This window comes from Geobacillus sp. PLS 41 (genome assembly GCF_056494105.1).
In genome coordinates, this window is record NZ_CM151395.1 from 2,147,169 (window position 1) to 2,159,863 (window position 12,695).

At 52.5% G+C, this 12,695-nt stretch carries 11 protein-coding genes and 1 pseudogene; all 12 read left to right on the top strand.

Features of this window, described 5'->3' with window-relative positions:
- Window positions 1–251: 251 nt before the first annotated feature.
- The 12 genes and pseudogenes from ACVX3G_RS10740 (at window position 252) to ureC (ending at window position 12,686) form a co-directional block, all read left to right on the top strand.
- Complete coding sequence (locus ACVX3G_RS10740) at window positions 252–1,268, top strand: LacI family DNA-binding transcriptional regulator (protein WP_110107746.1); 1,017 nt, start codon at window positions 252–254, stop codon at window positions 1,266–1,268.
- 17 nt (window positions 1,269–1,285) lie between these two features.
- Entirely contained in the window at window positions 1,286–2,845 is a 1,560-nt protein-coding gene (gntK, locus tag ACVX3G_RS10745; protein ID WP_110107748.1) for a gluconokinase, read from the top strand.
- 193 nt (window positions 2,846–3,038) lie between these two features.
- Window positions 3,039–3,710: pseudogene (locus tag ACVX3G_RS10750) on the top strand (GntT/GntP/DsdX family permease); the annotation flags it as partial.
- Window positions 3,711–3,827: 117 nt separating this feature from the next.
- Entirely contained in the window at window positions 3,828–5,225 is a 1,398-nt protein-coding gene (locus ACVX3G_RS10755) for a methyl-accepting chemotaxis protein (protein WP_033845417.1), read from the top strand.
- Window positions 5,226–5,514: 289 nt separating this feature from the next.
- Window positions 5,515–6,771: an urea ABC transporter substrate-binding protein gene (gene urtA / locus ACVX3G_RS10760; RefSeq protein WP_025039014.1), complete on the top strand. Its 1,257-nt coding sequence runs from the start codon at window positions 5,515–5,517 to the stop codon at window positions 6,769–6,771.
- A 62-nt stretch (window positions 6,772–6,833) separates the two neighbouring features.
- The gene (gene urtB, locus ACVX3G_RS10765; protein WP_318549970.1) at window positions 6,834–7,727 is read left to right on the top strand and encodes an urea ABC transporter permease subunit UrtB; all 894 of its coding nucleotides are present in this window, start codon (window positions 6,834–6,836) and stop codon (window positions 7,725–7,727) included.
- 11 nt (window positions 7,728–7,738) lie between these two features.
- Entirely contained in the window at window positions 7,739–8,797 is a 1,059-nt protein-coding gene (gene urtC, locus ACVX3G_RS10770) for an urea ABC transporter permease subunit UrtC (RefSeq protein ID WP_025039016.1), read from the top strand.
- A complete protein-coding gene (urtD, locus tag ACVX3G_RS10775; RefSeq protein ID WP_479454542.1) occupies window positions 8,772–9,536 on the top strand; it encodes an urea ABC transporter ATP-binding protein UrtD in 765 nt (254 codons plus the stop codon). The genes urtC and urtD overlap by 26 nt, the downstream gene beginning before the upstream one ends.
- The gene (urtE, locus tag ACVX3G_RS10780) at window positions 9,515–10,216 is read left to right on the top strand and encodes an urea ABC transporter ATP-binding subunit UrtE (RefSeq protein ID WP_479454543.1); all 702 of its coding nucleotides are present in this window, start codon (window positions 9,515–9,517) and stop codon (window positions 10,214–10,216) included. The genes urtD and urtE overlap by 22 nt, the downstream gene beginning before the upstream one ends.
- Window positions 10,217–10,296: 80 nt before the next feature.
- The gene (locus ACVX3G_RS10785) at window positions 10,297–10,602 is read left to right on the top strand and encodes an urease subunit gamma (protein WP_011231418.1); all 306 of its coding nucleotides are present in this window, start codon (window positions 10,297–10,299) and stop codon (window positions 10,600–10,602) included.
- A gap of 43 nt (window positions 10,603–10,645) precedes the next feature.
- Window positions 10,646–10,972 carry an urease subunit beta gene (locus ACVX3G_RS10790; RefSeq protein WP_021321540.1) on the top strand — a complete coding sequence of 109 codons (327 nt, stop codon included), beginning with the start codon at window positions 10,646–10,648 and terminating at the stop codon, window positions 10,970–10,972.
- 4 nt (window positions 10,973–10,976) lie between these two features.
- Window positions 10,977–12,686: an urease subunit alpha gene (gene ureC, locus ACVX3G_RS10795; RefSeq protein WP_023633743.1), complete on the top strand. Its 1,710-nt coding sequence runs from the start codon at window positions 10,977–10,979 to the stop codon at window positions 12,684–12,686.
- Window positions 12,687–12,695: the final 9 nt, after the last annotated feature.

Sequence of the window (12,695 nt, forward strand, 5' to 3'; positions counted from 1 at the left end):
ACCAAACCAACCCATTGGAGGAACATTCGCATGTATTCTCCGTTTATCAAAGAACTCATCGATTGACCAGACGTTTTGATTCAAAAGGTGCGAAAACGAAGAAGAACATTGGATTTTCGAACTTTCTCTGACGCTTTAGGATTTCAATCCAAAACTATTGTAAACCGCTTTCACTTGGTTTATAATAAAGCTAAACCGGTTTATGAAAACGCTTTGAACTAAATCGATTTAGTACGAGAGAGGGATCCCTTTTGAAAAAAGTAACGATGGCCGATGTCGCGAAATTGGCCAACGTTTCGAAAAGCACCGTGTCGCAATACTTAAATAAGCGCTATGAATATATGAGCGAGGAGACGAGAAAACGCATCGCCGAGGCGATTGAAGAGCTTGGGTATCAGCCGAACATCATCGCCCGCAGTTTGAAGCAAAAGACGACAGCGACCATTGGCGTGATTGTTTTTAATATGCTTCATATGATGACAACGCAAGTGCTGCACGCCATTGAAGAGGAATGCCAAAAGCGCGGGTTTCAAGTCATTGTCTGCAATTCCGGCGATGATCCGGATAAGGAAAAAACATATGTTGATACGCTGCTGGCGAAGCAAGTGGACGGGTTGATCGTGTTTCCAACAGGGAAGAACGAGGACGTCTATCGCCGTCTTGTCGAGGAACGGTTTCCACTTGTGTTTGTCGACCGGATGGTGCCGGGAGTGGAGGCAGACAGCGTGCTACTTGATAATGCAGGTGCAGCGGAAATGGCGGTTCAGTATTTCGCTTCCCAGGGCCGCGATCGGATTGCGATTGTCACCCCGCCGCTTGTCTCTTACAACGTGCCGCGGATGGAGCGGTTGGAAGGGTTTCGGGCGGCCATGGAGAAAAGGGGATTTGAAGTCGGCGATCAAAACGTCATCGCCGCTGAACCTGCCGCGCTGCCTGGGGAGCTGAAGAAGCGGTTCATGGAATCGGAGCGGCCGAACGCCTTGTTTGCGATTAACGACTTGACGTTAATGGGCGTTTTGCGGTTTGTGAAGGAGACGGGCATCCGTATGCCGGATGAACTGGCGATCATCAATATTGACGATGTGCCGTTTGCCGATATTTATACACCGGCGTTGACGACGATCGCCCAGCCAACGTTTGCGATGGGAAAAAAAGCGGCGGAGCGCGTGTTTGAACAAATGGATTCGAATCATGCCGACAGCCCGCGCGTGTTTCGTTTCTCCCCGGTGTTGATGGAAAGGACAGCGATCAGACGGGAGAAGGCATGAGGAAGGGAGGAGAAACGATGGCGATTCATGAGGACGTCGTCATTGGAATTGATATTGGAACGACAAGCACAAAAGCGGTTGTGTTTGACGGGCGGGGGAAGGTGCTGGCTTCTCACGCCGTCGACTATCCGATCATCCAGCCGCATCCGGGGTTTGCCGAGCAGGATCCCGATGAACTGTTCGCGGCGGTCATTCAAGTGGTCGGAGCGGTGATAGTCCGGTATGGCATCCACCCTAAGCAAGTGAAAGCTATGGGTTTAAGCGCGGCGATGCACTCGATCATGGCGCTTGACGAGTCGGGGCGGCCGCTCACCCGCCTCCTCATCTGGGCGGACAACCGAAGCGTGGCTCAAACGGAGCGGCTGTGGAAAGAGCAAAACGGGCTTGCCATTTACCGGCGGACGGGGACGCCGATCCATCCGATGTCGCCGCTATCGAAATTGCTTTGGCTCAAGGAAGAGCAGCCGGACGTATTTCAGCAAGCACGGCGGTTTGTGTCGGTGAAAGATTACGTGTTGCACCGTCTGTATGGCGACTATGTCGCTGACCATTCCATGGCATCGGCGACGGGTTTATTCCGATTGGACACGCTCGATTGGGACGAGGAGGCGCTCGCCCTTGTCGGCATCCGCCGCGACCAGCTGCCGCGGCTCGTTCCCGCCACGCATATCATGACTGGCATGAAAAGAGAATGGGCGGAAAAAATGGGAGTCGCTCCGGATGTGCCTGTTGTCGTCGGAGCAAGCGACGGCGTGCTCGCCAACGTCGGCGTCGGGGCGGTGCTCCCAGGTGAAGCGGCCATCACGATCGGAACGAGCGGGGCGGTGCGGACGATTGCGGCAAAACCGACGACCGATGAAAAAGGGCGGACGTTTTGTTATGCGTTGACGCCCGGCTATTGGGTCGTCGGCGGACCGACGAACAACGGCGGCATTTTGCTTCGCTGGCTGCGCGACGAGTTCGGCGCCCACGAGCGGGAAGTGGCGAAAAAGCTCGGCATGGATCCGTATGACTTGTTGACGAAATACGCGGAACGCGTCCCGCCGGGGGCGGAAGGGCTTGTGTTTTTGCCGTTTTTGTCGGGCGAGCGGGCGCCGTACTGGAATGCGAACGCGCGTGGGACGTTTTTTGGCCTTGGCCTTCATCATAAGCGCGAGCATTTCATCCGCGCTGTCATGGAAGGCGTCTGCTTCAGCATTCTCTCGGTCGCTTTAGCCATTCGCGATGTCACGGGGCCGATGTCGGAAATCCGCGTCTCGGGCGGATTCGCCAAGTCGCCGTTTTGGCGGCAAATGCTTTCTGATATGCTCGGCAAACCGCTCATCGTGCCGCAGACGCACGAGGCGTCGGCGCTGGGGGCGGCTGCGGTGGCGCTTTACGCGTTAGGCGAGCTGCCGTCGCTGGAAACGGTGAAAACGTGGATCGACACAACGGCCCGCCATGAGCCGAAGGAAGAACATACGCTCATTTACGCTGAACTGTTTGATTTGTATGCCCGCTTGTATGAGCGATTGAAAGAGGAATTTGACATCATCGCTGCGTTTCAGCGGCGGAGTGGGGAAAGGGAGGAAGACTAAATCGATTTAGCTGGCTATGATCGGGCGCTAAATCGATTTAGCCCTTTCCTTCAAAGATCTGAAAACGTTTGCTTTGTTCACTAAATCGATTTATCTCAAAGATAAAGGGGGAGCTTGTGATGGAAATCGCCATTGTTGTTGCTGCTATTATCGTGTTATTATTGCTCATTAGCTTGTGCAGCATAAAGAAGCACGTGAGCTTCCTGGCTTTGGCAATACGCTGTTCACGATTTTGCTTCCGGTCATTTTGATGTTGATTGCCTCTGTGGCAAACGTGACGCTTGATCAAAAGTCAGAAGCGGCGAAAGTGTTGCGCTTTATCGGCGACCCGATTGTTGCGCTCTTGATCGCGACGGTTTATTCGTTCTTCAGCTTAGGCTACGCCCGCGGCTTCAACCGCGACGCTGTCTTGAAATTTGCCAACGACTGCCTCGGCCCGGTCGCGAACATCCTGCTTGTCATCGGGGCGGGCGGCGCATTCAACAAAGTGCTGCTTGATTCCGGCATCGGCGAACAAATCGCGGAAGTGGCGAAACACTCGCACTTCTCTCCGCTCCTGTTAGGCTGGGGCATTGCGGCGCTCATTCGCGTAGCGACGGGATCGGCGACCGTCTCGATGATGACCGCTGCCGGCATCGTTGCCCCCATCGCGGCTACCATGCCGGGAACGAATATGGAACTGCTTGTCTTGGCGACCGGCGCGGGTTCGTTGATCTTGTCGCACGTCAATGACTCCGGCTTCTGGATGATCAAAGAATATTTCGGCATGACGGTGAAAGAAACGCTCATGACATGGACAGTCATGGAAACGATTATTTCGGTGGTGGCGTTTGTCTTCATTTTGTTATTGAATATGGTTCTCTAGCCTTTTCCAGGCAAGACGCTCGTTTTTAGAAGAACGGGCGTCTTATTTTTATATGTCCTTTTGTTATATTTTATATTATAATTATGTAATAAAAAATGACATAAGGAGTGACGCCTGTTGATTTTTGCGAGACGTGCGGAACGAAAAATAAAGCGCGAACTGGATCAGCCTCGACGTGAGGAAACGCAGGGAGGACCGCAACAAATTGCAAGGCAAATTGTTGTGGCGGTTGATCAGCTCAAAGCAGCGATGGAACAGATGAAGATGGCGGCACTTTCGCTGAATGACATTTCCGATTCAAGCCGGAATAGTGCGGCAGAGCTGATGGACCATAGCGAGAAAACGGTGGAGTATACGGAAAAAGTGGCGAACAAAATGCGAACAATCGAGGAGGCGGCTAGGGAAATCGCTGCATCTTCGCGTGATATGTATGCGAGCAGCCAGCAGTTTTCCGAACATTGGCTGCATTCATGGAATTCATTGGAGACGTTGCAAAAAGAAATTCGAACACTGCGCTCCCACCATGAAACGTTATTGGAACAAATGGACCATCTCGTTCATCATTCGCGACGCATCAATGAAATTATATCAGCGATCGGCGAGATTTCGCAGAAAACGAAAATTTTGTCGCTCAATGCCAATATTGAGGCGGCTCGTGCGGGAGAACATGGGCGCGGGTTTGCGGTCGTCGCGCGCGAAATCGGCATGCTGGCGAGCCAAACGTCCGAAGCCGTCCAGCAAACGCAAGACATTTTGTCGCTCATTCAACGCGAAATCGCAGCGACGACCGATATCGTTCGCGAAGAAACAAAGCAAATCGATGTCGAAGAAAAAGAGATGGAAGCGATTATGGCGTTCCTTCATTCGTTGCAGCGGCAGCTGAATGATATGACGGACCTCGTCTCCTCTTCTGTCCAGTCGGCGTCTGGACAGTCGGACAGCGTGAAAGAAATCGCCGGCCTGCTTGAAGAAATCGTGCAATTGAGCCGGGAAAATCAACGGTTTGTCGAGCGAGTGACTGCGGATATGAACGAACAGCACGAGAGCGTCGGACAGATTTTACGCATTAACGAAGCGTTGCAAAAGACAGCGGAGGAGCTGCAACAAACGGTCGGGCGTGATTGGATGAGGGAAACGATTTCTGTAGATGATGCGGTGGTGAAAAACACGATTCATAAATTATCGGCTTTGCTTCAGTCAGCTCCGTTGGAACAAATGGATGAGGCCATGCACCGACGAGTGTTGGACCAATTTTTATCCCAGAACGGAGAAATTGAGGCCGTCTGGTCGAATCGTCTTGATGGCACGTTTGTGTATTCGAACCCGCCAGCCGGATTGGTCAACGCCAAAGTCCGGTCGTGGTTTCAGGAAGCTTGTAGAGGAACAGTGTATGTTTCCGATCCGTATGTATCGGCATTGACGAAACATCTTTGCGTCACGGTGTCCGCTCCCATTAGGGATCATAACGGTCAAATTGTCGGGGTCATTGGAGTGGATTTGTCGCTTGTGAAATGAACGCTGCCCCAAAAAGGTGCATGTGTGCCTTTTTGGGGCATGTTTTGTTTTTCGAGCTGGCTGATTGGTCGAAAGATGATTGATAATAAATATAACAAAAATATGTAATAAAATATGACAAATATGTTGAGTCCGTGAAACGTGGGCCTTATACTGCTAATCAAGAACAAATCCTCAACGTGGAGAACATGCATCGCTTTTGAGGAACAAGGGAGGGATGCGCTCTTTTAGATGAACGAGGGGCAGGAATTCATCGATGTTTCAAATGAATAGGGGGAAGGGTGTGCGAATGAAACCAGCATTCATGTGGAAATTATGGCTGCTTTTATGCGTCAGTGTTTTTGCTCTTGGGGGATGTGCGGCGTCATCAGCAGTGGATCAAGCCAAAAACGAGAATCAAAATGATTCATCTTCGGCTGGCAAAGAAGGGGATGTGGTCAAAGTAGGAATCCTTCACTCGTTAAGCGGGACGATGGCCATCAGTGAAGTGTCGCTGCGCGATGCCGAGTTAATGGCCATTGAGGAAATCAATGCATCGGGCGGGCTGCTCGGCAAGAAGATTGAACCGGTTGTGGAAGATGGGGCGTCGGACTGGCCGACGTTTGCCGAAAAGGCGAAAAAACTGCTGCAAAAAGATCAAGTGGCCGCCATTTTCGGCGGTTGGACATCGGCGAGCCGCAAAGCGATGCTTCCGGTTGTGGAGCAAAACAACGGGCTGCTTTGGTATCCGGTGCAATATGAAGGGATGGAGTCGTCTCCGAACATCTTTTACACTGGAGCGACGACGAATCAACAAATCGTTCCAGCGGTCAGCTGGCTCTTGAAAAACCGCGGCAAGACGTTTTTCTTGCTTGGATCGGATTACGTCTTTCCGCGGACAGCGAACAAAATCATCAAGGCCCAGTTGAAGGCCGAAGGTGGGCAAGTGGTCGGGGAAGAATATACGCCGCTCGGCCATACCGATTATAGCACCATTATCAGCAAAATCAAACAAGTGAAACCGGCTGTCGTCTTCAATACGCTCAACGGCGATAGCAATGTCGCCTTTTTCAAACAGTTGAAAGACGCTGGCATCACACCGAAAGACGTGACGGTGATGTCCGTCAGTATCGCGGAAGAAGAAATACGCGGGATCGGGCCGGATGTGTTGGCTGGTCACTTGGCTGTGTGGAACTATTTTCAGACGACCGATACACCGGAAAATAAGGCGTTTGTACAAAAGTATAAAGAAAAGTATGGACAAGACCGCGTGACCGATGATCCGATTGAAGCGGCGTATACAGCCGTTCATTTATGGGCCGAAGCAGTGAAAAAAGCCGGCTCCTTTGATGTGGATCAAGTGAAAAAAGCGGCGGCCGGCCTTGAATACAAGGCGCCGGAAGGAACGGTGAAAATTGACGGGGAAACGCAGCATTTATGGAAAACGGTGCGCATTGGTGAAATCCAAGCGGACGGACAATTCAAAGAGTTATGGAATTCCGGTCAGCCGGTGAAGCCGGATCCGTATTTAAAGAGCTACCCATGGGGGAAAGGATTAAGTGAATAGTTGCATGGGGAGGAAGGCATGTCCTTCCTTCTCGCCCAGCGGACATGAGAGGGGGGACGGCGATGTTTATTGACCAATTATTCAACGGGCTGAGCGTCGGTTCGATTTTGCTTTTGATCGCCATTGGGTTGGCGATCACCTTTGGATTGATGGGCGTCATCAATATGGCGCACGGTGAACTGATGATGGTCGGAGCGTATACGACCTATGTCATCCAGCAATGGTTCACTAGCCATATGCCGCACTCGGCAGGGCTGTATTTTGTCGCCGCCATTCCATTGTCATTTTTGGCAGCCGCTCTGCTTGGATGGGGGCTGGAAAAAAGTTTGATCCGCCATTTGTATCGCCGTCCGTTGGACAGTTTGTTGGCTACATGGGGGATCAGTTTGATTTTGCAACAGACCGCCCGTCTCATCTTTGGGGCGCCCAACGTGGCGGTTGTGCCGCCAAGCTGGCTGGATGGCGGAATCCGCTTGTTTGGGGCAGTGTTTCCGTATAAACGGTTGTTTATTCTTTGCCTTGTGTTGGCGATCGTTTTCTTTCTCTATATGTATTTAATGAAAACACGAGCTGGCCGACGCATTCAGGCTGTCACCATGAACCGGTCGATGGCAGCCTGCCTCGGCATTGCCACGCAAAAGGTCGATGCTTACTCGTTTGCGATCGGTTCAGGATTGGCGGGGGTGGCGGGATGTGCGTTGACCTTGCTTGGGCCGATTGGGCCGACGATCGGCACGTACTATATTGTCGATGCGTTTATGGTCGTCATTTTAGGGGGAGTGGGAAAACTGGCTGGGACGATGCTGGGAGCGTTTGGCATTGGTTTGATTTCGACGTTCGTCGAATATTCCACAAGCGCCACCATCGCCAAAGTCATTGTGTTCGTTCTCATTATTGCGTTCTTGCAATGGAAACCGTCCGGTCTTCTTAGCGTGAGAACGCGGTCGCTCGATTGAGGGGAGGGAGCATCGTGAACAAACGTTGGGGATACTGGCTGTTTTTCGCCGCTTTGTTTTTGGCGCCATTTTATTTAACGGAGTTTCGCCTGTCTTTGCTTGGCAAATTTCTTTGCTTTGCCATCGTGGCGGTCGGCATTTCTCTCATTTGGGGCTATACCGGCATTTTGAGCCTCGGCCATGGGGTGTATTTTGGATTGGGTGCTTATTGCATGGCGATGTATTTGAAGCTCGAAGCTTCGCAAGGGCATTTGCCTGATTTTATGGAATGGAGCGGCGTGCGCGAACTGCCGTGGTTTTGGAAGCCGTTTGCGCATCCGATGGTGGCCATCGCCGCCGCGATCGCTCTTCCTACGTTGCTCGCTGCGCTATTAAGCTATTTCACGTTTAAAAATCGGATTCAAGGCGTCTATTTTTCTCTCCTTTCCCAGGCGGTTGTTGTCGTGTTTGTTACGTTGTTTATCGGCAAGCAAGAATGGACGGGTGGAACGAACGGCTTGACCAATTTTTCGACCGTGTTTGGTTTTTCGCTGTCATCGCCGCTCACCCAAATCGTTTTGTATTGGCTGACAACGGCCTGTCTCGCTCTCATTTTCGTCGCGGCGCGCCGCTTGACGTCCGGACGGTTGGGGAAGGTGCTCATCGCGATTCGCGACGCGGAAAACCGAGTTCGTTTTTTAGGATTCAATCCGACCGTCTATAAAGTGTTTGTGTATAGTTTGTCAGCCGCCTTTGCCGGAGTGGCTGGGGCGTTGTTTGTCCTGCAAGTCGGGCTCATTTCCCCGGAGATGATGGGGATTATTCCTTCGATCGAAATGGTGTTATGGGCCGCTGTCGGCGGACGCCAATCGCTCATGGGCGCGATTATGGGCGCGATTGTCATGAACACGGCGAAAAGCTTTTTAAGCGAAAATTATCCGGATCTATGGCTGCTTTTGTTAGGCGCCTTGTTTGTCGTTGTTGTGCTGTTTGTTCCGAAAGGATTGGCGGGCATTTATGAATCGCTCGCTGCCGTTCGCATCAAAGCAAAAAGGGGGCATGAACGTGAAGCCCGTGTTGATGTGTCGTGACGTCGTCGTTGACTTCGATGGATTTCGTGCTTTGCAAGGTGTTGATCTCGCGGTTTACCCTCATGAAGTGCGGTTTTTGATCGGCCCGAACGGAGCGGGAAAAACGACGCTGCTCGATGTCATTTGCGGGCGGACGAGAGCGACGGACGGCCGAGTGCTGTTTTTCTCCCATGACATCACGCAACGGCCGGAATACGAGATCGTGCAAATAGGCATCGCCCGGAAGTTTCAAAGCCCTTCCATTTTTCCGTTTTTGACGGTATGGGAAAATATGGAGTTAGCCATGCGACAAGATCGGCGTCTGCGTTCCGTTTTGCGGGCGAAGTTGACCGGAGAAGAGAAAGAAATGATGGCAGCACAGCTAGAGAAAATTGGATTGCTCGATGAACGTCATCGCTTAGCGGGCTCACTGTCTCATGGCCAAAAGCAGTGGTTGGAAATCGGCATGCAGCTCATTCAGCGTCCGCAGCTCCTCCTATTGGATGAGCCGATCGCCGGCATGAGTGCGGCGGAGCGGGAGCGCACGGGGGAATGGCTGCACGAAATCGCCAAACATTGTGCGGTGATCATTGTGGAGCATGATATGGACTTTGTCCGCCGTTATTCGAAGCAAGTGACGGTCATGCATGAAGGAAAAGTATTGTGCGAAGGCTCGATTGATGAGGTGCAGCAAAACGAACAAGTCATCGATGTGTATCTTGGAAGGAGGAAAAACGCGTGTTATGCCTCCGGAATGTAACCGCTGGCTATGACGAAAGCGTTGTGCTCGATCAAGTTCGCATGGACATTCCTCTCAGCCGGGTGACGGCGGTGTTGGGCAGAAACGGAGTCGGCAAAACGACGTTGATGAAAACGATCATCGGGTTGATTCGCCCGATGTCAGGCGTCGTCGAATGGGAGGGGGAAGATATCACGCGATGGCCGCCGGAGCGGCGGGCGCGAGCGGGGATCGGCTATGTGCCGCAAGGGAGGGAAATTTTCTCCGCGCTGACAGTGGAAGAAAATATCCTTCTCGGGTTGGAAGCGCAGGCCGAGAACGTCCGTCCTCAGCCGATCCTTGAGGAAATGTATGCATTATTTCCAGTCCTAAAAGAGATGCGCCAGCGAAAAGGAGGGGATTTAAGCGGTGGACAGCAGCAACAGCTGGCCATCGCCCGCGCGTTGGCCGGCCGGCCGAAACTGCTCTTGCTTGATGAACCGATGGAAGGCATTCAGCCATCGATCGTTGAGTTGATTCATGATGTGATTATGAAAATCGCCGAAGAAAAACAGGTTGGCATCGTATTGGTCGAACATAACGTGGAGCTGGCGTTTTCTTGTGCCGATCGTTTCTATATTTTGGATCGCGGCACTGTCGTGGCGAAGGGGGATGTCGATGGGGCTGATTTGACTTATATTCAATCATTTCTTGCTGTTTAAGCCACAGGCCGCGGGTTAGCGATGAGAGATTTCTTGAACCTGCGAGTATAGGTGGGAGCATTCAAGAGGGGGAGAGATGAGTGAAACTGACTCCGCGCGAACAGGAAAAGCTGTTGATCGTCGTGGCCGCCGATTTGGCGCGCCGCCGGAAAGAACGAGGATTGAAACTGAATTATCCGGAAGCGGTGGCGCTCATTACGTATGAGCTGTTGGAAGGCGCCCGCGACGGGCGGACGGTGGCGGAGTTGATGCAATACGGCGCGACGATTTTGACACGCGATGATGTGATGGAAGGCGTCGCTGACATGATCGACGAGATTCAAGTCGAGGCGACGTTTCCGGACGGCACGAAACTCGTCACTGTCCACCAGCCGATCCGGTCGTAACGGCGCTGGACGATTTCATGACTGCGGACAGAGGAGTGATGATATGATCCCAGGAGAATACCGATTGCGTGAGGAACCGATTGTGTGCAATCGACAAAAATCGGCCACGAAACTGACGGTTGTAAACCGCGGCGACCGCCCGGTGCAGGTTGGTTCCCATTTTCACTTTTTTGAAGTCAACGCATTTCTTGAATTTGACCGGCAGGCGGCGTACGGAAAACATTTGAACATTCCAGCCGGGACAGCGGTTCGTTTTGAGCCCGGAGATGCGAAGCAAGTAGAGCTTGTTCCGTTCTCCGGCGAGCGCCGGGTGTACGGATTAAACAATATGGTCAACGGTCCGCTTGATGGCAGCAAGAAGGGAGAGTAAGAGAATGAGTTTTTCCATGTCAAGACGGCAATACGCGGATATGTTTGGGCCGACGACTGGGGACTGCATCCGGTTGGCGGATACGGACTTATGGGTTGAAATTGAGCATGACTATACGGTTTACGGCGATGAAGTGAAATTCGGCGGTGGGAAGGTGATTCGCGACGGGATGGGGCAACATCCGCTCGCAACCCGCGACGAAGCGGTCGATTTAGTGCTGACGAATGCCGTCATCGTTGATTACACCGGCATTTACAAAGCCGATATCGGGATCAAAGATGGAAACATCGCCGCCATCGGCAAGGCTGGGAATCCGCTGTTAATGGATGGCGTCAATATTGTCATCGGCGCCTCAACGGAAGTGATCGCGGCGGAAGGAAAAATCGTGACAGCCGGCGGGGTCGACGCCCATATCCATTTCATTTGCCCGCAGCAAATCGAAACTGCTCTATCATCGGGCATTACGACGATGATCGGCGGCGGGACCGGGCCGGCGACCGGAACGAATGCCACGACGTGCACGCCGGGAGAGTGGAACATTTACCGGATGCTTGAAGCCGCCGAAGCGTTCCCGATGAATATCGGTTTTTTAGGAAAAGGCAACGCATCGGCGAAAGAGCCGATCGCTGAGCAAGTCCGCGCCGGAGCGATTGGACTCAAACTTCATGAAGACTGGGGAACGACGGCGGCGGCGATTGATGCGTGCTTGCGAGTGGCGGATGAGTACGATGTGCAAGTCGCCATTCATACCGATACATTGAATGAAGGCGGGTTTGTCGAGCATACACTGAAGGCCATTAACGGGCGCGTCATTCATACATACCATACGGAAGGAGCCGGAGGGGGGCATGCGCCCGATATTATGAAAGTCGCCAGCTTCCCGAACATTTTGCCTTCTTCCACGAATCCGACGCGGCCGTATACGAAAAACACGCTTGATGAGCATTTAGATATGTTAATGGTGTGCCATCATTTAGATCCGTCCGTTCCGGAAGACATTGCCTTTGCCGATTCGCGCATCCGCAAAGAAACGATTGCTGCTGAAGATATTTTGCACGACATCGGCGCGTTCAGCATGATCAGTTCCGACTCGCAAGCGATGGGGCGCGTCGGTGAAGTCATTTTACGCACGTGGCAAACGGCCGACAAAATGAAAAAACAGTTTGGCCGCTTGCCGGAGGAAACGGGGCGGGGCGATAATGTTCGCGTCAAACGGTATGTAGCCAAATACACGATCAATCCAGCCATTACGCATGGGATTGCCGAATATGTCGGCTCGGTGGAAGTCGGAAAATTCGCGGATTTGGTCGTTTGGCATCCCGCTTTTTTCGGGGTCAAGCCTGAGCTCGTCATCAAAGGCGGGATGATCGCCTACAGCGTGATGGGCGACCCGAACGCCAGCATTCCGACGCCGCAACCCGCGCTGTACCGCCCGATGTTCGCCAGCTATGGCGCCGCCATCGCGAAAACGTCCATCACCTTTTTATCCAAAGCGGCGTTCGAGCGCGGCATTCCGGACAAGCTGGGGCTGCACAAAATCGTCAAGCCGGTTGGAAACATTCGCTCTTTGACTAAACACGATATGGTATTCAACAACGCCATGCCCCAAATCGATGTCGATCCGCAGACGTATGAAGTGAAGGTCGACGGGCGGCTCATTACGTGCGAGCCGGCCGAAGTGGTGGCCATGGCGCAACGATATTTTCTTTTTTGAGGTGATGAT

Excerpts from the sequence above, each read along its gene's own strand:
- urtA (WP_025039014.1), top strand. The coding sequence starts at position 5,515 with ATGAAACCAGCATTCATGTGGAAATTATGGCTGCTTTTATGCGTCAGT.
- gntK (WP_110107748.1), top strand. The coding sequence starts at position 1,286 with ATGGCGATTCATGAGGACGTCGTCATTGGAATTGATATTGGAACGACA.
- ureC (WP_023633743.1), top strand. The coding sequence starts at position 10,977 with ATGAGTTTTTCCATGTCAAGACGGCAATACGCGGATATGTTTGGGCCG.
- urtB (WP_318549970.1), top strand. The coding sequence starts at position 6,834 with ATGTTTATTGACCAATTATTCAACGGGCTGAGCGTCGGTTCGATTTTG.
- ACVX3G_RS10790 (WP_021321540.1), top strand. The coding sequence starts at position 10,646 with ATGATCCCAGGAGAATACCGATTGCGTGAGGAACCGATTGTGTGCAAT.